A 25,972-nucleotide genomic window follows, 5' to 3' on the forward strand; every position below is an offset into this window, starting at 1 on the left:
TTAGTCCCGTACTATCAAGCTTTGCGGAGTGGTAGTTCAGTTGGTTAGAATACCGGCCTGTCACGCCGGGGGTCGCGGGTTCGAGTCCCGTCCACTCCGCCATTATTCAAAAGCCCTGCTCTAACGAGCAGGGCTTTTTTCATTCTGGCTCCGTGAACAGTCTGGAGGGAGTCGCTGCGCTCCAACCTTCAAATGCTACGCATTTGCCACTCCGCCATTAATCTTAAAAACCCCAGCAGAAATGCTGGGGTTTTTTGTGCTTTACGAAGTGAGCGCTTGAACGATTTGCTGCCATTCTTCCTTAGTGCTGCAGTTGGGGCGCTTTTTCTTGGCTCGGCCATACCAATAATCGGCATTCCAGAGTACGCCTTCAACATGATGCAAGTAAGCATGTACCCAGGCAGATGGCTGATCGCTATTGTCGCGGATGACTTCGTGAGCTGCTTCCCATTGTTCATTGGCATCCAACCACAAGGCGGTAAGCGCATCAGATAGGCCGGCTGGAGGCTTGGGTTGGTTAAGTGAAGCGTGAAATTCTTTAAAATTCATAATGATTTATCGTCCCTGCAACAATAGAAGAAAAAGTAAGCGCGCTATTTTAACATAGGCAGGTTCTTGGCGAGAGTGCTTAGCGTATGTTGACACTATGTCTGCGGAGTTTATGGGCTAGAGAAGTAAAATTTCGTACAATACCCCACTTATAACAAGATTTATAAAACAGGAACGCTATGTCGATGCAATTTAATAAATGGCTGTTTTGGAATGTACTGGCGATCTCTGTATTCGCTAGTTGGTATCTTTTACCCAATCATGGCCTTTGGATGGATATCGACAAGAGCATTTTTTATTATTTTAATAACAAAATTGGCAGCAGTGAAGCCTGGGTAAATGCGGTGGCCATTGCTAACAATCGAGCTTTCGACGGCGTGGCATTACTTGCTATGGGCGTGGTTTATTACAGCTTTTATCGAGGGGCAAGTGAAGAGCGTAAACGCCAATTGTTGATTGTTGGCTTTATTATGCTGCTAACCGCGGTAGGACTTAACCAGCTTGGCCGTGCACTCCCCGTTGAAAGGCCGAGTCCGACGCTGACGTTTGATAATGTTTATCGTCTTACCGAACTTGCGGGTTTTAAAACCAAAGACGCTTCTGGTGATAGTTTTCCGGGAGATCATGGCTTGATGCTGATGATTTTTACGGCTTTTGTGTGGCGTTTCCTGTCCTGGAAAGCTGGGCTCTGGGGATGTTTGTTTGTGGTGCTTTTTTCTGCCCCTAGAGTGATGGCGGGTGCTCATTGGTGGAGTGACATCTATGTGGGCGGGCTCGCGGTGGCTTGTTTTGGTATGGCGTGGTTGATGCACACCGGCTTTTATGATGTATTGATTGAAAAGTGTGATCGTTATTTACCGCGCTTTCATCGCCAGAAAAGCTGATAAGCTTTTTTAAAACCAGCCTAATCCTTTTAACAAGGTCGCCCCCAGGCTGGTACTTACCAAAGACCCCAAGGTGGTTACGGCAATAATATTGGCAGCCAATACCGCATTGCCACCCATGGCACGCACCATAACGTAACTGGCGGCGGCCGTGGGTGAGGCGTTAATCAAAAATAGAATGGTTAATTCCATATCACGAAAACCAGCCAGATAACCCCCGAGTGTTATCAAGGCGGGGATCACCAGTAACCGTAATACGCCAACTATGGGCAAGAGGCCCGTATCTTCTTTACCGCCTTTTAAACTGAGGCTGGCTCCTGTGCACAGCAATGCCAAAGGCAGTGTCATTTGGGCGAGATATTGCCCTGTTTGCATCAGCATGCCTGGAAAAGTCCAGCTACTGGCAGCAAAGGGTAAAGCCGCAACAATACCGATAATAAGCGGGTTTTTGACAATGCCTTTAACGAGCGGAACAATGCGTAAGCCATCTTCTTGATTAAGGCTGCGACTCAGTGTGATCACCGCCAGTATATTGAATAGAATAGTGAGAAAGGCAACATACATGGCCGCAGCGGCAACGCCTTGATGACCATAGGCATTGTTGACGTAGGCGAGCCCCACAATCGCCATATTGGCACGAAAAGCCCCTTGCACCATGACACCACGCAAGCGCTTGTTATCGGTGAGGTGACTGGCTAGCCATTCCAGCAGTATGAATGCTACCAAGGTGGCGGTAATGCCATATAGGATAAGCTTGAAACTCACCATTTGGCTAAAGTCGGTCTGCGCTATGCTGGTAAACAACAACATGGGCAGCGCAATATTGAATACCAGTTTACTGGCACCATCAATAAAGCCTTCGTTCATCATTTGGCTTTTACGTAAACCAAGACCTAGTAACAACAGCAGGCAAATGGGGCCGGTAATAGACAGTGAGAATAACAGGCTGTTAATGAATAAGCTCAAATCAGCTCCATGGGCAAGACGGTGTTTTCGGGGTAGCATTTTTCAGGCAATCATAAATAGAAAAAGGCGCAAATTTGCGCCTTTTTCTATTTATGATTGATAATCGCCAGCACGTTCGGGCTGGTAATCGACAGCAGAAATACTCACCTGCAGCGTCTTGCCATTGGGGGCGGGCCACTCGATGGTTTGCCCGACACTCAGGCCCAGCAGCGCCGCACCGATAGGCGCCAGTACTGAAATTTTATTATTGCTGTTATCCATGTCTCGTGGATAGCACAGCGTCTTGGTAAAGGTCTCTTTGCCGTCGGCCATAGTAAAGGTGATCGTAGAGTTCATCGTTACAATGTCCTCCGGCACTTCGGTTGGAGCAACCACATTGGCGCGATCAAGCTCGTTTTCCAGCCGGGTAACGGCATCGGACTCGGGCTGTTTTTCAAGCAAGGCCTCAAGTCGAGCCAGATCCAGGGTAGATACAGTAATAGGTGGCAACTGGGCCATATAAACCTCCATAAAAAAGCAGGCAACGCTAAAAGCGCTGCCTGAACCCGATAGTTAAGATATACCCTAAGCCGTGTGTTTTAGCCAGTAGTGGCGAGGGCTATTTTTTTGTTGAACCATAAAAATTGGAGAATGGGTAAGTGTTTGTCCCTGACTTGAGTTAAATCAAAAAAGCCATGGTTCATATGAGGCAGACTGAACGCAATTACCCAGATAGCTCCAATATATATTAAGGATAAAGCATGAAAAAAGTTTCTCTGCTGGTTGCCGCCGCATTATTGGCCCCTTCTGCCTTTGCTCATCAAGCCGGTGATTTCCTGGTACGCGGTGGAGCCATCACGGTAAGCCCTACAGGTAGCGGTGGTGATATATCAGGTGTTGGTCATTTAGATGTTCAGAATGATACTCAGCTTGGTTTGACCTTTTCTTACATGCTGACCGACAACTGGGGTGTTGAGTTACTAGCCGCCACACCTTTCTCTCATGGCGTAAATCTAGATGGTAACGAAGTGGCCAAGGTTAAGCACCTGCCACCCAGCCTGATGGCTCAGTATTACTTTGGCAACGCCCAGAGCAAGGTGCGCCCCTATGTGGGTGCCGGTATTAATTATACCTTCTTCTTCGATGAGGAAGGTCGTAACGGCCTTAAAGATACCAAAGTGAATGCCGATGACTCCTGGGGCTTGGCGGCGCAGGCCGGCATAGATATGGCGGTAACCGACAATTTATTCGTGAACGGCTCTGTCTGGTATATGGATATCGATACTGATGTAACAGTAGATACTGGTACAGATGTGCTAAAAGCTAAAACCAGCATCGACCCTATCGGCCTGATGGTGGGTCTGGGTTACCGCTTCTAACGAGTATGTAATGTGGGTTGAGAGGCGCTATGCCTCGGCAGTGTTTGGGCAGACCGGTGGGTCTGCCCTTTTTTATTGCTCAACATTCATACCTGGCCACTGTTTCTGCGGCATCAACATCGTGATCCACCTGAGCGTTCTCTGCTCAGCGGCTTCTGTAACCATTCTGCCTGTTACTTTACTTAATATTCCTTCCTGGGCTTGAAAACAGTATTTATCTATTTTTAAAGAACGCCTTGCCTCCGAAAGTTTATGTGTGCAAATATAGAGCCATGTAGACGTCTAGGTGCCCTTGCGGAGCACGAAGTTAATATCAGGGTCTATTGACAGGCTCTGTGACCATCTTGTCCTGGCTGTTCTCTCGGGAAGACGAAACAGACGTGAATTCGGCCTACCAGATTGCGCTGGCTTTGCGATACGGAGTTGCCGACCTGGAAGCCGCCGGTGTGGGTATTATCCAGATAGATGAGCCGGCCTTCCGTGAGCTGATGCCACTGCGCAAGGCGCCGCCGGCCGCTTGTTTAAACTGGGCAGAAAAAGCCTTCCGTTTAAGTGCTTCTGTGGTAACGGACAGTACTCAGATCCACACTCACATGTGTTATTCTGAGTTTAACGAGATTATCGAGTCAATTGCACGCCTGGATGCCGACGTGATAACCATAGAAACATCACGCTCCGACATGCAGTTGTTGAATGTGTTCTGTGACTTCGCCTACCCCAACGAGATTGGACCTGGCGTGTACGACATTCACTCACCGCGGACGCCAACCGTGGCTGAAATGGTCAAATTGATCGAAAAAGCCGTTGAGTGTGTGCCAAAAGAACGTATTTGGGTTAATCCCGACTGTGGTTTGAAGACTCGTAACTGGGAAGAAACCCGTGCAGCCTTGGTAAACATGGTGGCAGCAACGACCGAGTTGCGTAACGCCTATGCCCAAGCCGAGGCATAAAGGAATCGTTTTAATTTAAGTTGTCAGGAGATAAACATGGGTTTTTATAGCGCGCGTCATGTAGAAGCGCTTAATCAGACAATGGCTGAGCTGAGTGGCGATATTAATGTCTCATTCGAGTTTTTTCCGCCGAACAGTGAAAAGATGGAGCAAACCTTATGGAACTCCATCGACCGGCTTAGCACCCTGGCTCCCAAGTTTGTCTCCGTCACTTACGGCGCAAACTCAGGCACCCGAGATAGAACCCACAAGGTGATTAAAGACATTCAGGAGAAAACCGGCCTGATTGCTGCACCACACCTGACCTGTATCGATGCCAGCCGCGAAGAATTGCGCGGCATAGCAAAAGATTACTGGAACAGCGGGATCCGCCAGATTGTTGCACTGCGCGGTGACTTACCGGAAGGTCTGGAAAAGCCTGACATGTACGCAGAAGACTTGGTACGGCTGCTTAAAGAAGAAGCCGACTTTGATATTTCGGTGGCGGCTTACCCAGAAGTGCACCCGGAAGCAAAAAGTGCCCAGGCCGATTTGCTCAGCCTGAAGCGTAAAATCGATGCGGGGGCCAACCGGGCCATTACCCAGTTCTTCTTTGATGTGGAGTCTTACCTGCGGTTTCGGGATCGTTGCGTGACCATCGGCATTGATACCGAGATAGTGCCGGGCATATTGCCGGTCTCCAATTATCAAACCTTGCTCAAGTTTGCCGGTTTTTCCAACGTGCGTATTCCCAACTGGATGCACCAGCGTTTTCAGGGGCTGGAAAACGATCAGAATACCCGCAACCTGGTGGGCGCCAGTATCGCCATGGATCAGGTACGAGTGCTGAGCCAGGAAGGCGTTAAGGATTTCCACTTCTACACGCTTAACCGCTCCGAGCTGACGTACGCTATCTGCCACAGCCTGGGCGTACGGCCACCGGTTGCCGTGACCGTTTAAATTGATGACTGACATAAGAAGCCCCCCGCAGCCCAGGTTGCGGGGGGCTTTTATGAATTGATGGAGCGGCTTAACCGTTGCTGGTCATCATGGGATCAGTAACTCCAATTAGATAGATGGCGGCCATGCCCAGAACACCAATCACTAGTAGGTAATAAAGTGTAGGCAGTGCTGTCTTGCGCAGAGTGGCTCCTTCACGGCCTAACAGGCCGACTGTTGCGGATGCCGCTACCACGTTGTGGATGGCAATCATGTTACCGGCGGCGGCGCCGACTGCTTGCAGTGCGACAATTAAAGCAGTAGAAATACCCAGAGATTGCGCTGTTTCATACTGAAACTGGGCCAGCATCATATTAGATACAGTGTTAGAGCCGGCGATAAAGGCACCCAAGGCACCTACCACACCGCTGATGGCAGGGAACATACCACCCACCATCTCGGTAGCGAAGTTGGCCGTCATGACTGGCATGCTTACCATATCCGCAGTATTGACTCCTGAGTTAATGAAAATTCGTACCATGGGCACGGTAAACAGCAATACAAAACCTGCACCCAGCAAGGTCTTGCTGGACTCGCTTAGCGCCTTGCCGAGTGGTTTGAGCGATTTGGCCTGTAGCAGTACCGCTATAACCGACACCAGTATCAGCAAACCACCGGGCAGGTACAGCGGCTGTATGTTTGCGCTGATCCCTACCTCGCCGAGGATATTGGTGAAATTCAGGCTTAAGTTGGTAAGCCAGGCTTTGACCGTGTCGTTGGTACGACTCAGTATCAGTAGTATCGGTAGCAGAATATAGGGAAACCAAGCCATCAACAGACCCACGGGACGTTCGGATATGTCTGCACGGCTGAGTTTGATGGAACCTAGCCATTCTGCCGGCCAGTCTTTGTCTTCCGGAAAATCCCAATGGTTGGCGGGAATAAGGAACCCCTTGCGGGTGGCAGTCACTACAATGGCCAGACCAATCAGGCCACCCAGTAGTGACGGGAATTCCGGGCCCAGGAGCAGAGCCGTGATTGCATAGGGCAGAGTAAAGGCCAGGCCAGCAAACAAAGCAAAGGGCGCTATATTCAATCCTTCTTTCCAGCTTTTATTCTTGCCAAAGAAACGGGTCAGCATCACCGTCATTAACACCGGCATCAGTGTGCCGGTGATTGCATGCAGAATTGCGACGTTATTGGTCACCAGTTGCAGGTAGCTGGCCCAGTCCGAACCGGCACTGGCCAGGCTGGGGGCCATGGCTTGTGTATCCAGGCCGGTAGTGACTCCGACGATAATAGGAGTACCCACGGCGCCGAAAGATACAGGAGTACTCTGGATCATCATGCCCATCAGAACGGCAGCCAAGGCCGGGAAGCCCAGTGCGACCATCAGTGGGGCAGCTACAGCGGCCGGAGTGCCAAAACCTGAAGCGCCTTCGATGAAAGACCCAAAGCACCAGGCCACGATAATGGCTTGCACTCGCCTGTCTGGAGATATGGCGGTAAAGCCGTTGCGGATGGTCGTGATGGCACCGGTATGTTTCAGGGTATTCAGCAGGAGAATGGCCCCGAAAATGATCCATAACAGGGACAAGGACATTACAGCCCCTTGTAGGCTGGAGGCGAGAACTCGGGTGCCGGTCATATCCCAAACGAAGAGAGCAATGACAACCGTCAGAGCAAAGGCGAAGGGCATGGCTTTTTTCGCCGGCCACTGTAATGCCAGTAGCAGGACTGCGGCCAGTAGTATCGGCGAAAACGCGATAAGCGCTAGCAGTGTATTGGACATCATTCTTCAATTCCTTTTTCAGAAAAACATGTTGTTTACGACCGGTGCAGATAACTTTGCCATGGGCCGTCATCGATTTTTGTCATTTTTGGGGTTACTGAATAAGCGAGCCTCCAGCTATCTGGTGGAACAGTCATACCGGCTGACGTACGGCAGAGGTGGACCGAGCCGGGGGCTCGGAGCTGGACGTTATTATTATGTTGTGTTTTTGTGACTGGCTATTGTTTTGCTTGTTGGTCCAACCAGTATTTTTTGCTGGCAGCTGTACTGGTGTGGTGAAAGTTTATATTTAACAACGAGTTGGGATGATTCTGTGCTTTTATTTCTGGTTGTCACAAAAGTGGTTCAACCAGCTGGGTGGTTGAGCTCTAGTTGCTAGGGTAATCGAAGTGCGGAGTTGATGTTTGGTATTTACGGCGGCTTATGCCGCCGGCCGAGAGGTATTCAGTTGTCTGGTTTTTCACCATGGGTACCAGCCAGGGTGCGCTCCCAGCCACCAGAACGATCCAGGCGCTGCCCTTCATGTTCCAGTTCCAGCAGCCGTTCGCGAATGTTCTTGATATGAGCAGTGGCGGCCTTGCGCGCCCACTCCGGACGGCGGCCGATAACGGCGTTATAAATCTGCCGATGATGGCGATCTATCTGCTCTTTATAGGGCGCAAGATGATAGAGATTCTTGACCGAAGCCAGCACCGTATTGAGCATCAATTGCATCAGGCTTTGCAGTGTATGAACCAGCACCGGGTTGTGTGAAGCCTCGCAGATGGACTGATGAAAGGCATGATCCAGTCGGGCGGCCTCTTGAGCCTCTGTGTTACTGGCCTGAGCCTGCTCGATGTCATTGAAGGCGCGGGTAATGCGCCGGAAGTCATCTTCGGTACCGCGGTTGGCTGCCATATAGGCAGCCTGGCCTTCCAGCAGTTCTCGGACCTCCAGCAAGTCGTATAAGGTGCGCGGGTGATCTTGAAACAGGTAGACCAACGGGTTTTCCGGCTCCAGGCGCGGTACCAGACCCGTTACCATAGTGCCTTGACCGTGGCGGGTTTCTATCAAGCCCCTTCCCCGTAGCTCCTTGAGTGCCTCGCGTAATATGGAACGAGAGACGCCCAGGCGTTCGGACAGCTGACGTTCAGAGGGAATCTTTTTGCCCGGCTTCAAGGTGCCATCCAGAATCAACTGCTCCAGCCGCCTGGCAATGGAACTGGACATGGATTCTTTTCCTGGGCCGAGAGTGCTGGTGGTGATTGGTAGTACCACTTTTAAATTCCTCGCAGTGTGCAGATGTAATCTTCTTTTAATCTATTGATAATATTGTTTATTTATATAATTGACCAATCATTTTAAAATTAAAAACTGGTGTAACCACTACAGATATAGATGGACTCCTCACTCTTGGCAAGCCATGATTTTTTTACTTTTCGGGTGAATGCCCGCCTTGCTATTCACAACAGGAATGACGGTTATGAGCAACAGAGTGAGCAAAGGTGGCTTGCAAGTCGCAGCCAGTCTCTATCAATTGATTCAGGATGAGGTGCTGCCGGGCACTGGGGTGGACGAAGACCACTTCTGGTCCGGCTTCGATACTTTGGTTCATGAACTAAGCCCAATCAACAAGGCCTTGCTACAGCAGCGGGACGACATCCAGGCCCAACTCGATGACTGGTATCGTCAGCAGGGGCAGCAGTCTTGGGATATGGCGGCCTACCAGACATTTCTGCGAAAAATTGGATATCTGGTACCGGTCGGTGAGGAGTTCGACATCACTACCACTGGCGTCGATGCGGAGATAGCCCAGGTCGCGGGTCCTCAGCTGGTGGTTCCGGTCAACAATGCTCGTTTTGCCATCAACGCCGCCAATGCCCGCTGGGGCAGCCTGTACGATGCACTTTATGGTACCGATGCCATCGCAGACACGGGCGGATGTGAGCGCGGCTCTGCATTCAATCCGCAGCGTGCCACCCGGGTGATTGAATGGACGGTGCGTTTTCTCGATCAGGCATTACCGCTGGCTTTCGGCAGCCATGCCGAGGTCAAGGCCTATCAAATCCATGACGCGGAAGCCGGCAAACAGCTACAGATATTGCGGCTCGACGGTGAGGTGACCAGCCTCGCCTCTCCCGAGCAGTTTGTTGGGGTTGGCGATGATAACCAGGGCGAGGTCATACTGCTCGTCAACAATGGGCTGCATATCGAGCTACATATCGATCGGGACGATCCCATCGGCCAGCTCAGCCCTGCGGGGGTGAAGGATTTGGTGCTCGAGTCAGCCCTGTCCACCATTCAGGACTGTGAGGATTCGGTTGCCGCCGTTGACGCCGACGACAAGGCCGGGGTGTACCGCAACTGGCTGGGACTGATGAAAGGGGATCTGACCGAGACGTTCAGCAAGGGGGGGCAAACCGTCACCCGTACCCTTAATGGTCCTCGTCGCTACAGGGCAGCGGACGGCTCAGTCTTCGAGTTGTCGGGACGCAGCTTGCTGCTGGTGCGTAACGTGGGTCACCTGATGACCACGGATGCCATTCTCGATAGCCAGGGCAATGAAATCCCCGAAGGCATCATGGATGCGGTGCTTACCAGCCTGTGCGCCCTGCACGATTTACGTGGGCCTCGTCACAACAGCCGGACCGGCAGCGTGTATATCGTCAAGCCCAAGATGCACGGACCGGAAGAAGTCGCCTTTACCAACCGGTTGTTTGACCAGGTGGAAGATCTGCTTGGTCTGGACCGGCATACCCTCAAGGTAGGGGTAATGGATGAGGAGCGGCGTACTAGCGTCAACCTTAAGGAGTGTATCCGGGCGGTGAAGGAGCGACTGGTGTTCATCAATACCGGTTTTCTGGATCGTACCGGTGATGAAATTCATACCAGCATGGAGGCGGGTCCTGTATTTCCTAAAGACAGGATTAAGGATCAACCCTGGATTAATGCCTATGAAGACTGGAACCTGGATACAGGGCTGGCCTGTGGTCTGCAGGGCAAAGCGCAGATAGGCAAGGGCATGTGGGCCAAGCCCGATGAAATGGCGCAGATGCTGGCCAGCAAGCAGGCACACCCCGAGGCTGGTGCCAATTGTGCCTGGGTACCTTCGCCGACCGCGGCTACCCTCCATGCTACTCACTATCATCAGTTGCTGGTTGCGGATCGTCAGCGGCAGCTGAAGCAGCGAGCCTTTGCCAGCCTGGACGACCTGCTTACCCCGCCACTATCAATGGGTGAAACCCTGTCGCCCGAACAGATTCAGGCCGAGCTGGACAGCAACGTGCAAAGCCTGCTGGGTTATGTGGTGCGCTGGATTGATCAGGGTGTTGGCTGCTCCAAGGTACCGGATATCAATAATGTGGGACTGATGGAAGACCGGGCAACCCTGAGAATTTCAAGTCAGCTGCTGGCGAACTGGCTGCGTCACGGCGTGTGCAGCAAAGAGCAGCTGATGAGTACGTTGCAGCGTATGGCCGTCGTGGTCGACCAGCAGAACAGTCAGGATAGCCAATACCAGCCGATGGCGCCGGGCTTCAACGGCATCGCCTTTAACGCCGCCTGTGATCTGGTCTTCAAAGGGGCCGAGCAGCCGAATGGCTACACGGAACCCCTGTTGCATGCACGGCGCCGAGAGCGTAAAGCGGTAGGTTAAGCACCGTATGACCGCTAATGCAGCAAGGGGTTGTTGCCAGCGGTCATATTTATGCCATGTATAAATGGTTGCTTGCGGTCTATTCGAAGACCTTTGAATGGAATTAAGGATCAAGAATGCTCACTATTAATCGTTTAAGTCATACGGAAGCACAGACTCTGATTGAAGGGGCGCGTCTCAAGGCGTTGGAAATCGAAGTACCTATGTGTATCGCCATTGTAGATGAGTCCGGCAACCTGATCGCCTTTGAGCGGATGAATGGCGCCAAGATAACCAGTATTACCATCGCCCAGGACAAGGCATTTACCGCGGCCGCCGCCCGTAAGGCCACGCATGAATATAATGCAGCCTGTGTGCCGGGCAATCTGGTGTTCGGCATCCATACCGCCCTGGGGGGGCGTCTGTGTGTGGTAGGAGGAGGCTTGCCTGTTGTTGTTGACGGAGAGGTAGTAGGGGGGATCGGTTTGAGCTCGGGCTCTCCGCAGCAGGATATGGCGTGTGCCGAGGCGGGTCTCGCTTACCTGGAACGGCAGCTTGGCAACGTTCGTTAATCACTCATCGGCTAAGGAGCAACAGGATGGAGCAGAGCGAAAGACCGGATAAAGCCACGCTGGTACAGATGTTTCGGGCGTTTATCGAACCGGAATATGTGATCAGTGACGAAGAAACCCAGCGCCCCTACGAGTGCGATGGCTTATCCATGTATTGCGAAATGCCGTTGATTGTCGTGCTACCCAGCACTGTGGAGCAGGTGCAGGAAGTGATGCGCATTTGCCACCGCCATCAGATTCCGGTGGTCGCCCGCGGTGCCGGCACCGGCCTTTGTGCCGGGGCAATGCCTAGTTCTGATGGCGTGCTGCTTTCGTTGGCGCGTTTCAAACATATTATTGAGATCGATCCACTGGCGCGCAGCGCTCGCTTGCAGCCAGGAGTACGTAACCTGGCCATTAGTGAAGCGGCTGTAGCCTACGGTTTGTATTATGGGCCGGATCCCTCCTCGCAGATCGCTTGTACTATCGGCGGTAATGTGGCGGAAAACTCTGGTGGAGTGCATTGCCTTAAATATGGCCTGACAGTACATAACTTGTTGAAAGTAGAGATGGTGACTGTTGAGGGAGAGCTGATCAGCATAGGTAGTGAAGGGCTGGACAGTAACGGCATCGATTTACTGGCCCTGATCACCGGCTCCGAAGGGCTGCTGGGCGTGATTACCGAAGTGACGGTCCGGCTGCTACCCAGCCCGGAAAAGGCACAGGTGGTCATGGCGGCTTTTGATAACGTGCAAACGGCGGGTGATGCCGTGGGTGGCGTGATAGCCAAGGGGATTATTCCGGCCGGATTGGAAATGATGGACAGCCACGCCATTGTGGCGGCTGAGGCGTTTGCTCAGGCTGGTTACCCTGTAGATGCCAAGGCGCTGTTGTTATGCGAACTCGATGGCATGGCGGCCGAGGTGCAGGAGCAGATTACTGAGGTTGCAAAGCTGTTTACTGAACTGGGTGCAACCTCTACTCGTGTATCTCAAAGCGAGGCGGAACGCGCCTTGTTGTGGAAGGGCCGTAAGTCTGCTTTTCCGGCAGTAGGCCGGATCTCACCAGATTACTATTGCATGGACGGAACCATTCCTCGCAGCCAGCTTGCCCATGTACTCACTGAAATGCAGCGGCTCTCGGAACACTATGGCCTTCGGGTTGCGAACGTATTTCATGCGGGAGATGGCAATCTGCATCCGTTAATTTTATTTGATGCCAATGTACCTGGCGAGTTTGAAAAAACGGAAGAGTTTGGCGGTCGTATTCTAGAGCTGTGTGTCGAGGTGGGGGGCTGCATTACCGGTGAGCACGGAGTGGGCATCGAAAAAATCAGGCAAATGACAGTGCAATTTAATGATCAGGAGCTACGTCAGTTCTGGGCTATTAAACACGCCTTTGACCCCATAGGCACCCTTAATCCCGGTAAAGGGATCCCTGTGTTAAAGCATTGTCAGGAATACCGTGCGCTCGACACGCCGAGGGAGGAGTCAACGCACCAGCAGGGAGATCAAGTATGAAAGATATCAGTCACGAGCTGATCGACCGGGTCAAGCTGGCCCGCACCGACGGGACGAAATTGCGGATAGTTGGCGGTGGCAGCAAGGATTTTATGGGGCGGGAGCTGGAAGGGGAGCCGCTCAGTATGGCCGAGCACAGTGGTATTCTCAGCTATCAGCCGATTGAACTGGTGTTAACGGCTCGAGCCGGCACGCCACTGGTCGACATTGAGGCCACTCTCGCCGAGCAGGGCCAGATGCTGGCATTTGAGCCACCATTGTTCGATGGGCGGGCGACCATAGGCGGCACTTTAGCTTGTCACTTGTCCGGGCCTGGCCGGCCGTGGAGCGGCTCGGTACGGGATCATGTGCTTGGCGTTCGCCTGATCAACGGTCGGGGAGAATCGCTGCGCTTCGGCGGTCAGGTGATGAAGAATGTGGCGGGTTACGATGTATCAAGAATGCAGGCCGGGGCAATGGGCACCTTGGGTATCATCAGCGAAGTGAGCCTCAAGGTGATGCCACGGCCTGCGGCAACAGTGACGCTGAAACGGGAGATGGGTGCCACACAGGCCATTGAAGAAATGAATCGCCTGGCCGGTCAGCCCAGACCTTTGACCGGCGCCTGCTGGTTTGATAATCATCTTTACGTGCGTCTTGCGGGAGCACGCAGTGCGGTCGACAGTACCGTTAGTCAGTGGTCAGGTACGGTACTGGAGGGCGGAGATGCCCTGTGGCAAAAACTGGGTGAGCAGCAACTGGATTATTTTGCTGGCGAAGCACCCCTGTGGCGTTTCTCGCTTAATAGCAGTGCCCGACACCTGCTGCCGGAGGAAGCCTGGCTACTTGACTGGGGCGGAAGCCAGCGTTGGTTACGTGGTCATTTCGCTCGTGAAGAGCTGGAGGGTCTGGCCGAAAGCGCAGGGGGTCAGGTAAGCCTCTATCGTGGTGGCGACCGCCGACAGGAAGTTTTTCATCACCAGCCTGAAGCCTTGCGGCTACTTCACCAGCGGCTTAAAAGTGCTTTCGATCCGGACCGGATTTTCAATCCCGGCCGCCTCTATAGCTGGATGTAACAGGATGACATCATGCGTACACAAATTAATGTTAAATATCTAGACCATCCCGATATACAGGAAGCGGACTCCATTCTGCGCAGCTGCGTACATTGTGGCTTCTGTACCGCTACCTGCCCTACTTATCAGGAGTTGGGGGATGAGCGAGATGGTCCCCGCGGGCGTATCTATCTTATTAAGCAACTGCTGGAAACCGGTGATATCAGTGAAAAGTCACAAACTCACCTGGATCGTTGTTTGACTTGCCGCAGCTGCGAAACCACTTGTCCTTCTGGCGTAAAATATGGCCGTTTGGCCGAAATCGGCCGGGGCATTATGGAAGAACAGCTAGAGCGGCCCTTTAAGCAGAAGCTGGTACGTTGGCTATTGCGCAAGGTACTGCCCTATCCCCGTCGCTTTGGCCCCCTGTTGCGGCTGGGGCAGCTGGGGCGACCCATGCTACCTGCGGCGCTGAAGGCTAAAGTGCCGGTCAAACAGTTGTCACTTGCCTGGCCTCAGTCACGCCATGCGCGGCGCATGCTGGTGCTGGGGGGGTGTGCTCAGTCGTCGGCGACACCTAATACCAACGTGATCGCGGCTCGAGTACTTGATAAGTTGGGAATAAGCTTGCTTACCGCGCCTGAAGCCGGGTGCTGTGGAGCGGTGAGTTATCACCTTTCCGCTCATGAGGAAGGGTTGGCGTTTATGCGCCGTAACATCGATGCCTGGTGGCCCGAAATCGAGGCTGGAGCGGAAGCCATCGTCATTAGTGCATCTGGCTGTGGCGCCATGGTCAAGGAGTATGGCGAAAAGCTCAGTAAAGATCCTGAGTATGCCGCTAAGGCGAAGCGGGTGAGCAAACTGGCCAAGGACCTCGGTGAGATCCTGGTTAGGGAAGATCTTGCGCAGCTGCAACTACAAGGCCAGGGGCGCAAAACGGCGGTACATTGTCCCTGTTCGTTACAGCATGCGCAGCAACTTGGCGGATTGGTTGAACAAATTCTGCAGCAGGCCGGCATTGAGCTGACTCGCACCAAGGATGGACACCTATGCTGTGGTTCTGCGGGAACCTATTCGATACAGCAGCCAGAGCTGAGCCAGAAATTACTGTCCAATAAGCTGGAGGCGTTAACGATTGAAAATCCAGAACAGATAGTAACCGCTAACGTTGGTTGCCAACTTCATCTGGGCAGTAAATCAAAGGTGCCGGTAAAACACTGGATTGAATTGTTGGATCCGAAGTAATTTTGATCGTAAAAGTGTACCGCCAGGTAGCAAGCGAGAGCGGCGGTGCACTACACCAAGGGTATGAGGTATCTTAACAGCCATCAACCGGCTAATCATCCAGAAGACTCGGTGGTTCGCTTTCAGTTGACTTTGTCATTGGCTTTATTTCACTATTGCCTACTTGAGGTTTACCTGTAGGTGAGTGAGCCTGATCCCACATAATAAAAGGACTTCTTATGCGTATCACACCGCTGGCGTTTGCCCTGACCGCTGCTCTCGGTATGACCTTAACCGTTCCCGCTTTTGCCCAGGAAACCCGAGAGTTTTCGGTATCGACCGTGCTGTCTGACGCCTTTCCCTGGGGACAGGCGGCAGAAAAATGGGCCGAGTTGGTGAATGACCGCTCCGATGGGCGCCTCACTCTCAAGGTGTATCCCAATGCACAGCTGGTGTCTGGCGATCAAACCCGTGAATTCTCCGCCATGCGCAGTGGTCTTATCGATATGGCCGTTGCTTCTACTATCAACTGGTCGCCACAGGTGCCTGAGCTGAATCTGTTCTCGTTGCCTTTTTTGATGCCGGATGAAGCTGCCATTGATGCTATTACTCAGGGTAGCACCGGTGAGAAAATTTTTGCTGCTATCGATAAAAAAGGTGTAAAGCCCCTGGCCTGGGGTGAAAACGGTTTTCGTGAGTTGTCCAATTCCAAGCACCCGATCGATAGCCCGGAAGATGTGCAAGGCCTCAAGGTACGTGTAGTAGGTTCGCCACTGTTTCTGGATACCTTCAGCACACTAGGTGCCAATCCGACCCAAATGAGTTGGGCCGATGCCAAGCCGGCACTGACCACCGGCGCCATCGACGGCCAAGAAAACCCGTTGTCGGTATTTGATGTGGCTCGGGTAGAGCAGGTAGGGCAGAGCTATCTGACGCTGTGGCATTACATGGCCGATCCGCTGATTTTTGGTGTGAATAAAAAGGTATGGAAATCGCTGTCAGAGGCCGACCGTGACTTGCTGCAACAAGCAGCCATTGATGCAGGTGCCTGGGAAATTGCAAAGTCTCGTAATGAGCTAAGTCAGACCCTGGATGACATCAAGGAACGGGGCGTTGATGTGACCGAGCTAACGACCGAGCAGCATCAGGCGTTTGTGGATGCCACCGCTGAGGTGTACACCAAGTGGACGCCGCGCATTGGTGCCGAACTGGTTGCCGAAGCCCAGGCGGCCATCTCCACCCGTTAAGGTTCTGTGTATTCGGCCCGGCGGTTACGCTGGGCCACGTTATTTAAGTTAAACCTCCTGCCGAGATCTGTACCCATGTCTAAATCTGCCCCCGATGCCCGCCCCGAGCGCTGGCTGGCGGCCCTTGCCCTGCTGATCATTTGTATTATCAGCCTGGGGAATGTGGTGGTGCGTTACACTACCGATGCGTCCTTTGCTTTTACCGAAGAGTTTTCCGTGTTTCTGCTGGTGATACTCACCTTTGCCGGCGCCGCCGTGGCGGCTCGCCGTCATGTGCATATTCGTATTGAGCTGGTGGAAGAGCTGTTGCCAGTTCGTCTGCGTCCACTGTTGTATCTGCTGCAATGGGCGGCCAGTGTGCTGTTGTTGGCTCTGGTGGTCTGGTACGGCGCTTTGCTGGCCTGGGAAGAATACACTTGGGAGTCGTTATCGCCAGGCTTGGGCTATCCCACCTGGATTTATCTGATTTGGCTACCGGTACTGTGTCTGGCCATTATCTGGCGTTTGACCCAGAGTTTGATAGAGCGTTGCCAAGCTTGCCGTATAAGCGGAGGTGCTCATGAGTCCTGATCTCCTGATGTTACTGGTATTTGGCGGCGCCATGTTGCTGGGTGTGCCGGTTGCCTTCGCTCTGGGGCTGGGCGGGGCCGCGGGCATAGTGCTGGGGTTGTCACCGGATATGCTGGCCACACTGGGCACCAATACCTATAACAGCATCGCCAAATATCCGTTGATTGCCATACCGCTGTTTATTCTTACCGGGCTTATCTTTGAGCGCGCCGGAGTAGCCGCTAGCCTGGTGCGTTTTGCCCAGGCGCTGATTGGTCCACGTCACGGGGGGCTGGGGCTGGTGGTGGTATTGGTGTGTCTGATCATGGGCGGCATGAGCGGATCAGGACCGGCAGATGCCGCCGCCGTGGCCATGGTGATGCTGCCCAGCATGACCAAAGCCGGGTATCCCAAGCCCTTTTCGGCGGCCTTGATCGCTTCGGCCTCGTCTACCGCCATTTTGATCCCGCCGTCGATTGCCCTGATCCTCTATTCGATTGTGGTGCCAGGGGTGGATCTGCGAGCGTTGTTTGCCGCCGGTTTGTTCCCCGGCTTGCTGGCGGGGATGTCGCTGCTGCTACCGGTGTGGTGGTTGGCCAAACGTAATGGCTGGGAAGATCCGAGTCAGAGTGAGCGGCCCGATTTGAAAGAGAGCTTTATCAAGGCCTTGCCGGCGCTGTTTGCTCCGGTGCTGATTCTTGGCGGTCTGCGATCAGGCCTGTTTACGCCGACCGAAGCGGCAGTAGTGGCCGTAACCTATGGTTTGATAGTGGGCATTTTCGTTTATCGTCAGCTTAGCCTGAAGGACGTCTGGGGTTTGCTGGGCGAAGCGGGTATGGTTTCCGGCGTGGTGATGATCATTATCTCGCTGGCGGGGATTTTTGCCTGGGCCGGTACCACTCTGGGTACCTTCACGCATTTAGCCGAATCTCTGCTGTCGTTATCGGGTCAGGGCTGGGTGCTGATGATCCTGATTATGCTACTGGTATTGTTGGCGGGCATGCTGCTGGATGCCATCTCCATTTACCTGATTATCACGCCGATTCTTATACCCCTGATGCAGCATTTTGGCTGGAATCCAGTGTGGTTTGGCATTTTGTTGGCGATGAATATCGCCATTGGTCAGTTTACCCCACCGGTGGCCATCAACCTGATGGTGACGACCCAGATTGCCGGTATCCGGCTCGAAAAAACCTTTGGCTGGGCACTGTTCTTCATGTTGACCATGCTATCGGCACTGATACTGGTGATGGTGTTCCCCGGTATTGCATTGTGGCTACCAGAACGGCTGGGCTATGTAGTCGGCCCCTGGTAAATCATAAGCGATATCTGAGCCAAAAAAGCCCCCGCAACGTCGTTGCGGGGGCTTTTTATTATGCGCCGCGTAATAATAAACCGCTTATGTCTTACTGCCGTTAAATCTCAGTAGTCTCAGGGCATTGAGGGTTACCAGTGCCGTGGCGCCGGTGTCGGCGAGTATCGCCAGCCACAGACCGGTAATGCCGAGAATACTGGTGACCAGAAAAATCGCCTTTAGCCCCAGCGCCAGGCTGATATTCTGGCGAATATTGCGATTGGCCGCACGAGACAGACGCACCGCATCCGCCAGCCCGGTCAATCTGCTGTGAGTCAGGGCGGCGTCGGCACTGTCCAGTGCGACGTCCGTACCCTGACCCATGGCGATACCCACACTGGCCTGCTTGAGCGCCGGGGCATCGTTAATGCCATCTCCCACCATGGCCAATGGGCCCGCGCGTTCGAGTTGCAGCAGCTGGGTCAGTTTGTCCTGTGGTGATAGCTGGGCCTGATAATCAATGTCGAGTTCGGCTGCGATACGAGCAGCAGCGGCGGGGTGATCTCCGGTGAGCATCAGGCAACGAATGTTCAATGCCTGCAAGGCGGCAATACCGGCTTTGGCATCGGTGCGCAGCGGATCACTCAAGGCAAACAGCCCAGCCAGCTGCTGATTCATCACCAGCGCGGCCAAGGTGTAGCCATCTGCTTTTAGCTGATCGATCGTCGTGTGTTGCTCGGCAGTCAACTGCTCGGGTGCCAGATGCGCAGGCGTACAAATCACCAGGGGGTTGCCTTGCCATTCGCTCTCTATGCCGGCGCCGGGCAGGGTACGCCTGAAAGGCAGGGATTGCGGCGTGATGCCTTGTGCATCTGCTGCGGCCACCAGGGTCTTGGCAAGCGGGTGATGAGATCCAGCCTCCAGTGCCGCCGCCAGGCCCAGCACCTGACCCTGGTTAAACGGCGGATAGCAGATTAACTGGTGCAGCTCTGGCTTGCCCTGAGTCAGAGTACCGGTTTTATCAAACGCCATTGTGTTCACCTGGCCCAACTGCTCCAGTGCCGCACCGCCTTTAATGAGTATCCCCATGCGGCTGGCGCTGGCCAGGGCGGACGTTACGGCTGCGGGGGTGGAAATAACCAGGGCGCAGGGGCAGCCAATGAGCAGCAACACCAGGCCGCGATAAATCCAGGTCTCCCACTCGGCGGCCATCAACAGTGGTGGCAGCAAGGCCACCAGGGTCGCCGCCAAGATCATGGCGGGGGTATACCAGCGACTGAAACGTTCAATAAAGCGGGCGATCGGGGCTTTGTTGGCTTCAGCGGTTTCAATCAGGTGCAAAATTTTGTCGATGGTGTTGTGCCCTTGCTCGGAGGTCACGCGCACTCGTACCGCAACGTCGACCAATAAACTGCCGGCGGCCAGGGAGTCGCCTTGTTGCTTGTCGACGGGCACCGACTCGCCGGTGACCGCGCTTTCATCGAATGACGCAAGCTCGGTCAGCAGAATACCGTCGACCGGCAGACGACCACCGGGATGCACTTCTATTTCATCATCGGGTTGCAGCTGATGGGCATGTACCGTTTCCAGGCCGTTGGGGGTCACCTTTAATGCCTGATTGGGTACCAGTGCCATTAATGCGGAGACTCCAGAGCGGGCTTTATTGGCGGCCAGACTTTCTAATTGCTCACCGACCATAAACAACAGCAGCACCATGGCGGCTTCGGCGGTTTCACCCAGTAACAGGGCGCCGCAGGCGGCAACTGTCATCAAGGTTTCAATAGAGAAAGGCGAGCCATTTCGTCCCAGTTGCCAAGCCTTGCGGCCAATCGGCCACAAGCCCCACAAAGTGGCGAGTGCGAACCATAGTGGAGCAGCACCGGGCAGCAGCAGCTGACTGAGCCCGGCCATCAGCAGTAACAGCAGCAATATCAATAGGGATTGATATTCTCGCCACCAGGCCAGCCTGGTTCTGGCGTATTCTGGGCCAGACGATGGTTCATTTTGTATGGAAAAACCAATGGCACTCATCGCTTTTGCTACGTGTTCGGGGCGGGTGCCGGGCGCCAAACGTACCTGTAGCCGTTCGGTGGCAAAGCGTACCTCGGCACTGAGTACGCCAGGCATGCGGCGCAGCGCGGTTTCTATTTTTCCGGCACAGCTGGGGCAGTCCATGCCGGTAATGTGCCAGGAGTGAGCCAGACTATCGTGATCAAGAGTCGCCTTATCATCCATCACGCTTTGGCTTGCTGCGAGATGGCGATGACCACCGGATTCGGGCTGTTTGCTATTAGCCTGACTGCACTGTGCCATGTACTGCTCCTTATTTGTGAAAGCCGACCAATGTTGAATCTGACTCGAGTCTAAACCATGGTGGTATCTCCAAGGTCAAGGGCGGGTAGCGTTTGCCGGGCATAGTCGATTAGGCGATAGGACAAGTCTTTGTGAATGCCCCGTTCCAGTAACCACCGATGCCAGTACAGGGGCTCGGTGAGTCTGCCTGGTGGATAAAGCTCGATGAGTTGCCCCGTCTGTAAATCGTGTTCGATCATCAGCCTGGGGATCAGGCAATAGGCGGCACCCGAGCGGGCAATCGCCACGAAGGCTTCTGCCGAGCGTACCGCATGGCAAGGATAGTCTCCGGGCGGCAAGCCAAAATGTTGCTCTATGTAGCGAGCATGCATGTCATCCCGCTGGTCAAAGGCCACCGCTGGCGCCAACTGTAAAGCCGCCATGTTCAAGCCGCCGGCAAAATAACGTTGCTGAAATTCGGGGGTGGCCACCAATAAATAATCCATCTTGCCAAGCGCATCGCAGCGACAGCCGGGCAGCGGCTCGGCCTGTACACTGATGGCACCGAAGGCCTCACCGCGTTTTAGCCGTTCCAGGCTACGCGATTCATCCTCGATCAGTAAATTGAGTTCTATGGGGTGGCTATGCAGCAGCGGCGTGAGTGCCGGAATAAGCCAGGTGGCCAGGCTGTCGGCATTGGTGACTATGGTCACGGTGAGCGGCTTTTGCGGGGCGTCCGGTAACAGGTCTGCCATGACGGCGTTTTCCAGCTGGCTTACCTGGCGGTAATGGGCCAACAGACGGTGGCCGGCTTCGGTCGGGTACGGCGGCTGACCGCGGACCAGCAAGGGTTGGGCAAGTCGCAATTCCAGTTGTTTGATGCGCTGAGAGATGGCCGATTGCGTGAGGTGCAGCTGTTGCGCCGCCCGCTCGAAGCTTTGCTCGCTGACCACCTTGTCGAGGGCGGCCAGTAGCTTGTAGTCCAGTTCGCTCATTGTGTTGCCTTGTTATTAATTATTCTTATGATGCTGAAGTTTTATTAGTTTTACTTAACTGTAACCGCTCTTTAGGCTGGTCGCTATTCGAGTTGGCAAGGTAAGTATAAAAATGATCTACTGGTTACCCTGGGTGCAGGGATTTACGCTGGGTGCGGGGCTGATTATTCCCATTGGGGCGCAGAATGCCTTCGTGCTCAATCAGGGAATGCGTCGCCAATACCACCTGTTGGTGGCCGCTATCTGCAGCCTGTTTGATGTATTACTGATCAGCTTGGGCGTATTCGGCGGTGGCGCCGTGCTGCAGTCGCACGGTGTGCTGTATTGGGGCATCAGTCTGGCGGGCATGATCTTTTTACTGATATATGGCGCTCATTGCTGGCGCCGGGTGTTTCAGCAACAGCAGACGGTGGCGCTGGATGGCCGTCAGCGGGGGCTAAAAGCGGTGATCATCGGCGTGTTGGCGGTGACCTTGCTCAATCCGCAGGTGTATATCGAAACCGTGATGATACTGGGCTCGGTGGGCGGCGGCTTTGCCGAGCAGGACAAATGGGCGTTTGCCATCGGCTGCTTTAGCGCGTCTTTGTTGTGGTTTTTCACCCTGGCGCTGGCGGCGGCACGCATGAGTAGCTGGCTGAATCGACCTGTTATACAGAAGGTAATGGACGGAACCATAGGCTTATTGATGTGGTTGCTGGCGGCCAAGCTGGCGCTGGGGTTGTATGAGTATGTGTAAAGGGTGAGGCGTGCGACCGCCTCACCTGCATATTATGCGTTAAGGGCTTGTTCCAGATCGGCAATAATATCGTCGATATGCTCAATGCCAATCGACAGGCGAATCATCTCGGGCTTTACGCCCGCCTGTGCCTGCTCGGCTTCGCTCATCTGGCGATGGGTGGTAGACGCTGGGTGGCAAGCCAACGAACGGGTGTCACCAATGTTCACCAGTCGCTTGATAAGCTTGAGTGCATCGTAGAAACGCACTCCGGCTTCATAACCGTCTTTCAAGCCAAACGACATAATGGCCGAGGGCTTGCCTTTCATGTAACGCTGGGCACGTTCATGGTCGGGGTGATCTTGCAGGCCCGCATAGTTCACCCAGTCAACGGCGGCATGGTTCTGTAAATACTCGGCCACTTTAAAGGTGTTTTCGACATGACGCTCCATGCGCAGTGGCAGGGTTTCCAGCCCTTGCAGCAACAAGAAGGTGTTCATGGGCGACAAGGTGCTGCCGGTATTACGCAGCGGCACAGTACGGGCGCGGGCAATAAAGGCCGCCGGGCCGAAGGCTTCTGTGTATACCACGCCATGATAAGCCGGTTCGGGGTTATTAAACTGCGGAAAACGGGCTTTATGTTTGGCCCAGTCAAACTTGCCACCGTCAACAATCATGCCGCCCAGTGAGTTACCGTGGCCGCCTATGTACTTGGTCAGCGAGTGCACGACTATGTCGGCGCCAAATTCGATGGGCTTGCACAACACAGGCGTGGCGACTGTGTTGTCGACCACCAGTGGCACGCCCTGGGCATGAGCCGCATCGGCCAGCCCCTGCAAATCGGTGACGTTGCCGGCCGGGTTGCCGATACTCTCACAAAATACCGCCTTGGTATTGGCATCAATCAGTTTGGCGATGGCCGCCGGGCTGGCGTCTTCGGCGAAGCGTACTTCAATGCCCATGCTGGGCAGCATGTGGGCAAACAGCGTGTAGGTGCCGCCGTAGAGTTGCGGCGTGGTCACTATGTTATCGCCGTTTTGCGCCAGGGTAATCAAGGCATAGTGAATGGCGGCACTGCCTGCCGATACCGCCAGGCCGGCTATGCCACCTTCCAGTGCGGATACGCGCTGCTCGATCACATCGTTGGTGGGGTTCATGATGCGGGTATAGATGTTGCCCGGCACTTCCAGATTAAACAAATCGGCGCCGTGTTGGGCGCTGTCAAACTCATAGGCCACGGTTTGATAAATGGGTACGGCCACGGATTTGGTGGTGGGATCCGTGGTATAGCCGTGGTGAACAGCCAGCGTTTCGTCTTTCATGAGGCACTTTCCTTGTAGGGTGAGGTGGTTCAATGTAGAAACTTTCGCTCAAGCTGTAAAGTCGACCTTAGCGGGGCAAGCCTATTCGCACCAGCAGACCACCCTGTGGATGATTACCCAGTGTGAGTGTGCCGCCGTGCTGGTGGATCAGGGTGCGGGCAATGGCCAGGCCCAGCCCTATACTGCCGTCCTCCAGATTTCTGGCGGAGTCGAGGCGGGTAAAGGGCTTGAATACTTCTTCTTGCTGGGCTTCGGGAATGCCCGGGCCAAAGTCGCGGATCTGTATCTGCACCTGATCCGCTGTGGTGGCGAGTTGTACTTCTACCTTGCCGCCGTATTTTACACCATTGTCGAGCAGGTTTTGCAGGGCGCGGCGCAGGGCGCTGGGGCGACCTCGATAAATCACCGTTTGCGGTTCAACCAGGGTCACATCGTGGCCATTGTCTTGCAAATCATCGCACAGACTTTGCAGCAGGCTGGGTAAGTCCAGATTTCGTATCGGCTCGGATAACCCATCTTCGCGGGCAAATTGCAGGGTGGCATTGAGCATGTGTTCCATGTGCTTGAGGCCTTGCTGTATTTTTTGCTTGTCTTCCCCGTCGGGTAAAAATTCGCAGCGTAATTGCAAGGTGGTAATAGGGGTGCGCAAGTCGTGCGAAATGGCTGCCAACATACGGGTACGATCCGAGACAAAGCGATCCAGTCGGTCTTGCATGCGGTTAAAGGCGGTGAGGGTATCGCGAATTTCTCGCGGGCCGCTTTCGGTGAGCGGCTCGGCTTTGTCGCCACGCCCCAGCCGTTCTGCCTGCTGCGCCAGCTCTTTCAAGGGACGAGTGGTGCGCTGCAACAGCCAGATCATCAAACCGGCCAGCAGGGCGGCGAGCAGGATAAAAGACAGCACGGCTTTTACCGACCAACCGGGAATTTCCCGGTCACTCAGGGAGGTAAAATTCAGCCAGCGGCCATCCATCAGCTCAATGCCTCCCTGCAGACGAATATCGGGCCTGACGGGCGGGTGTCGGTGACGTGGATGCTCCCGAGGCGGCTTGCTGTCTTGATGGGGTTTATGCTCGGCACTGATGTGAATGGCAAGCTGCTCGGGATAATCCAGTTTGCTGCGCACCATGTGTTCAAAGCGCGCACTACGTTCGTCTGGTAGTGGCTCAGTGTTATTCAGGCTTAACTGCAGGGTTTCGCTGCGACTGGCACGCAGTATTTCGTGATGCAGGGCTGGGGGCGCCTGATTAAGCAGGCGGGTAACCGATATCAATCGTTGCAGGGTAAAGCGGCTGTTGACCAGGCCGAGCGTTTCTTCCCGCTCCATACGATAAATTTGTATGCCGACCAGCTGGATCAGTACCAGCGCAAACAGCGCCACCATGATCACTTGTCCGGTGAGGCTGCCCAGCCAATAACGCAGTCGCTTAATCCCCATGGCGCACGTCGGCCACCAGCATATAGCCGCCGCCCCAGATGGTTTTGATCAAGCTCGGTTGCCTGGAGTCCTGCTCCAGCTTGCGTCGCAGGCGGCTGACCAGGGTGTCTATGGCGCGATCGAAAGCTTGTGCCTCACGGCCGCGGGCCAGATCCAGCAGTTGGTCTCGGCTAAGCACGCGATGCGGGTGCTGGGTAAACACCCGCAACAGGTCGAATTCGGCGGTACTCAGGCTCACGGTCACGCCTTGCTCGTCACGCAGCTCTCGGCGTGCCAGATCCAGGCACCAGCGATCGAAGTACAGTTGCTGAACGTCTTCTGCTGCGGTTATCGCGGTACCGGCAGTCGATTGGCGTCTTAATACCGCCTTGATGCGCGCCAGCAGTTCTCGGGGATTAAAGGGCTTGGGCAGATAATCGTCGGCGCCCATTTCCAGGCCTATGATGCGATCGGTCTCTTCACCCACGGCGGTCAGCATGATGATGGGTACCTGATTACCCTGGCCGCGCAGCTCACGGCACAGGGTCAGGCCGTCGTCGCCGGGCAGCATCAGGTCCAGAATAATCAGGTCGGGCTGCTGCTGGGCTAGATGCTGGCGCATGGCCTGACCGTCTCTTACTGCCTGCACGCTATAACCGTGTTGTTCTAAAAAGCGCTTCAACAGATCACGAATTTCTCCATGATCATCGACTACCAGTAACTGCCTGCCCGTATTCATCTGTCGTCCTCTTGTTGCTACCGAGCCAGTATAAGCGTCTTGTCAC

Annotated in this window: 22 protein-coding genes, 1 tRNA gene and 1 pseudogene; 14 read left to right on the forward strand and 10 right to left on the reverse strand. The window is 54.2% G+C overall.

Going from position 1 to position 25,972, the window contains the following annotated elements:
* The first annotated feature begins 25 nt into the window (after window positions 1-25).
* Window positions 26-102: transfer RNA gene (locus IEW52_RS06355), tRNA-Asp, on the forward strand.
* A 159-nt stretch (window positions 103-261) separates the two neighbouring features.
* On the opposite strand, the gene IEW52_RS06360 is transcribed toward IEW52_RS06355, so the two are convergent.
* Window positions 262-549 (reverse strand): hypothetical protein, encoded by a 288-nt coding sequence (locus IEW52_RS06360; RefSeq protein WP_188629236.1) that lies wholly within the window; start codon window positions 547-549, stop codon window positions 262-264.
* A 185-nt stretch (window positions 550-734) separates the two neighbouring features.
* Here IEW52_RS06360 and IEW52_RS06365 point away from each other — a divergent pair, with 185 nt between their 5' ends.
* On the forward strand, window positions 735-1,433 hold the full coding sequence (locus IEW52_RS06365) for a phosphatase PAP2 family protein (RefSeq protein WP_229667823.1): 699 nt from the start codon (window positions 735-737) through the stop codon (window positions 1,431-1,433).
* 9 nt (window positions 1,434-1,442) lie between these two features.
* Here the strand turns inward: IEW52_RS06365 and IEW52_RS06370 are convergent, their stop codons facing one another.
* Together IEW52_RS06370 and rnk are read right to left on the reverse strand one after the other, a co-directional pair.
* The gene (locus tag IEW52_RS06370) at window positions 1,443-2,399 is read right to left on the reverse strand and encodes an AEC family transporter (RefSeq protein WP_229667824.1); all 957 of its coding nucleotides are present in this window, start codon (window positions 2,397-2,399) and stop codon (window positions 1,443-1,445) included.
* A 90-nt stretch (window positions 2,400-2,489) separates the two neighbouring features.
* The gene (rnk, locus tag IEW52_RS06375; protein ID WP_188629239.1) at window positions 2,490-2,897 is read right to left on the reverse strand and encodes a nucleoside diphosphate kinase regulator; all 408 of its coding nucleotides are present in this window, start codon (window positions 2,895-2,897) and stop codon (window positions 2,490-2,492) included.
* Window positions 2,898-3,139: 242 nt separating this feature from the next.
* Here rnk and IEW52_RS06380 point away from each other — a divergent pair, with 242 nt between their 5' ends.
* The 3 genes and pseudogenes from IEW52_RS06380 to metF all read left to right on the forward strand — a co-directional run bounded on the left by IEW52_RS06380 (window position 3,140) and on the right by metF (window position 5,646).
* Window positions 3,140-3,757 carry an OmpW family outer membrane protein gene (locus IEW52_RS06380; protein ID WP_188629240.1) on the forward strand — a complete coding sequence of 206 codons (618 nt, stop codon included), beginning with the start codon at window positions 3,140-3,142 and terminating at the stop codon, window positions 3,755-3,757.
* Between the two features lie 314 nt (window positions 3,758-4,071).
* Window positions 4,072-4,707 (forward strand): annotated as a pseudogene (locus IEW52_RS06385) (5-methyltetrahydropteroyltriglutamate--homocysteine S-methyltransferase); the annotation flags it as partial.
* A 36-nt stretch (window positions 4,708-4,743) separates the two neighbouring features.
* The gene (metF, locus tag IEW52_RS06390; RefSeq protein WP_188629242.1) at window positions 4,744-5,646 is read left to right on the forward strand and encodes a methylenetetrahydrofolate reductase; all 903 of its coding nucleotides are present in this window, start codon (window positions 4,744-4,746) and stop codon (window positions 5,644-5,646) included.
* A gap of 70 nt (window positions 5,647-5,716) precedes the next feature.
* Here the strand turns inward: metF and IEW52_RS06395 are convergent, their stop codons facing one another.
* Both IEW52_RS06395 and glcC read right to left on the reverse strand, forming a co-directional pair.
* Window positions 5,717-7,420, reverse strand: a complete 1,704-nt coding sequence (locus IEW52_RS06395) for an L-lactate permease (RefSeq protein WP_229667825.1) — start codon at window positions 7,418-7,420, stop codon at window positions 5,717-5,719.
* Window positions 7,421-7,861: 441 nt separating this feature from the next.
* On the reverse strand, window positions 7,862-8,626 hold the full coding sequence (glcC, locus tag IEW52_RS06400) for a transcriptional regulator GlcC (protein ID WP_188629243.1): 765 nt from the start codon (window positions 8,624-8,626) through the stop codon (window positions 7,862-7,864).
* Window positions 8,627-8,879: 253 nt separating this feature from the next.
* Here glcC and IEW52_RS06405 point away from each other — a divergent pair, with 253 nt between their 5' ends.
* The 8 genes from IEW52_RS06405 (at window position 8,880) to IEW52_RS06440 (ending at window position 18,470) form a co-directional block, all read left to right on the forward strand.
* On the forward strand, window positions 8,880-11,051 hold the full coding sequence (locus IEW52_RS06405; RefSeq protein WP_188629244.1) for a malate synthase G: 2,172 nt from the start codon (window positions 8,880-8,882) through the stop codon (window positions 11,049-11,051).
* 116 nt (window positions 11,052-11,167) lie between these two features.
* Complete coding sequence (locus IEW52_RS06410; protein ID WP_188629245.1) at window positions 11,168-11,602, forward strand: GlcG/HbpS family heme-binding protein; 435 nt, start codon at window positions 11,168-11,170, stop codon at window positions 11,600-11,602.
* Between the two features lie 26 nt (window positions 11,603-11,628).
* Entirely contained in the window at window positions 11,629-13,101 is a 1,473-nt protein-coding gene (locus tag IEW52_RS06415) for an FAD-linked oxidase C-terminal domain-containing protein (protein ID WP_188629246.1), read from the forward strand.
* Window positions 13,098-14,156 (forward strand): glycolate oxidase subunit GlcE, encoded by a 1,059-nt coding sequence (glcE, locus tag IEW52_RS06420; protein WP_188629247.1) that lies wholly within the window; start codon window positions 13,098-13,100, stop codon window positions 14,154-14,156. Before IEW52_RS06415 ends, glcE begins: the two co-directional genes overlap by 4 nt.
* A gap of 12 nt (window positions 14,157-14,168) precedes the next feature.
* Window positions 14,169-15,380, forward strand: a complete 1,212-nt coding sequence (gene glcF, locus IEW52_RS06425) for a glycolate oxidase subunit GlcF (protein ID WP_188629248.1) — start codon at window positions 14,169-14,171, stop codon at window positions 15,378-15,380.
* A 218-nt stretch (window positions 15,381-15,598) separates the two neighbouring features.
* Window positions 15,599-16,606: a DctP family TRAP transporter solute-binding subunit gene (locus IEW52_RS06430; protein ID WP_188629249.1), complete on the forward strand. Its 1,008-nt coding sequence runs from the start codon at window positions 15,599-15,601 to the stop codon at window positions 16,604-16,606.
* A 75-nt stretch (window positions 16,607-16,681) separates the two neighbouring features.
* Window positions 16,682-17,176 (forward strand): TRAP transporter small permease, encoded by a 495-nt coding sequence (locus IEW52_RS06435; RefSeq protein WP_188629250.1) that lies wholly within the window; start codon window positions 16,682-16,684, stop codon window positions 17,174-17,176.
* A complete protein-coding gene (locus IEW52_RS06440) occupies window positions 17,166-18,470 on the forward strand; it encodes a TRAP transporter large permease (protein ID WP_188629251.1) in 1,305 nt (434 codons plus the stop codon). Before IEW52_RS06435 ends, IEW52_RS06440 begins: the two co-directional genes overlap by 11 nt.
* Before the next feature lie 84 nt (window positions 18,471-18,554).
* Here IEW52_RS06440 and IEW52_RS06445 read toward each other — a convergent pair whose 3' ends face one another.
* Together IEW52_RS06445 and IEW52_RS06450 are read right to left on the reverse strand one after the other, a co-directional pair.
* The gene (locus IEW52_RS06445; protein WP_229667826.1) at window positions 18,555-20,762 is read right to left on the reverse strand and encodes a heavy metal translocating P-type ATPase; all 2,208 of its coding nucleotides are present in this window, start codon (window positions 20,760-20,762) and stop codon (window positions 18,555-18,557) included.
* 50 nt (window positions 20,763-20,812) lie between these two features.
* A complete protein-coding gene (locus tag IEW52_RS06450) occupies window positions 20,813-21,736 on the reverse strand; it encodes a LysR family transcriptional regulator ArgP (protein WP_188629252.1) in 924 nt (307 codons plus the stop codon).
* A 112-nt stretch (window positions 21,737-21,848) separates the two neighbouring features.
* Between IEW52_RS06450 and IEW52_RS06455 the strand changes: the two genes are divergently transcribed.
* A complete protein-coding gene (locus IEW52_RS06455) occupies window positions 21,849-22,472 on the forward strand; it encodes a LysE/ArgO family amino acid transporter (RefSeq protein ID WP_188629253.1) in 624 nt (207 codons plus the stop codon).
* 32 nt (window positions 22,473-22,504) lie between these two features.
* Here the strand turns inward: IEW52_RS06455 and IEW52_RS06460 are convergent, their stop codons facing one another.
* The 3 genes from IEW52_RS06460 to IEW52_RS06470 all read right to left on the reverse strand — a co-directional run bounded on the left by IEW52_RS06460 (window position 22,505) and on the right by IEW52_RS06470 (window position 25,926).
* A complete protein-coding gene (locus tag IEW52_RS06460; RefSeq protein ID WP_188629254.1) occupies window positions 22,505-23,773 on the reverse strand; it encodes an O-acetylhomoserine aminocarboxypropyltransferase/cysteine synthase family protein in 1,269 nt (422 codons plus the stop codon).
* 67 nt (window positions 23,774-23,840) lie between these two features.
* Window positions 23,841-25,208, reverse strand: coding sequence for an ATP-binding protein (locus tag IEW52_RS06465; RefSeq protein WP_188629255.1), 1,368 nt, complete (start codon window positions 25,206-25,208; stop codon window positions 23,841-23,843).
* The gene (locus IEW52_RS06470) at window positions 25,198-25,926 is read right to left on the reverse strand and encodes a response regulator (RefSeq protein WP_188629256.1); all 729 of its coding nucleotides are present in this window, start codon (window positions 25,924-25,926) and stop codon (window positions 25,198-25,200) included. Before IEW52_RS06470 ends, IEW52_RS06465 begins: the two co-directional genes overlap by 11 nt.
* Window positions 25,927-25,972 lie beyond the last annotated feature (46 nt).

The sequence above is a fragment of the Oceanisphaera marina genome (assembly GCF_014643915.1).
Taxonomy (GTDB): domain Bacteria; phylum Pseudomonadota; class Gammaproteobacteria; order Enterobacterales; family Aeromonadaceae; genus Oceanimonas; species Oceanimonas marina.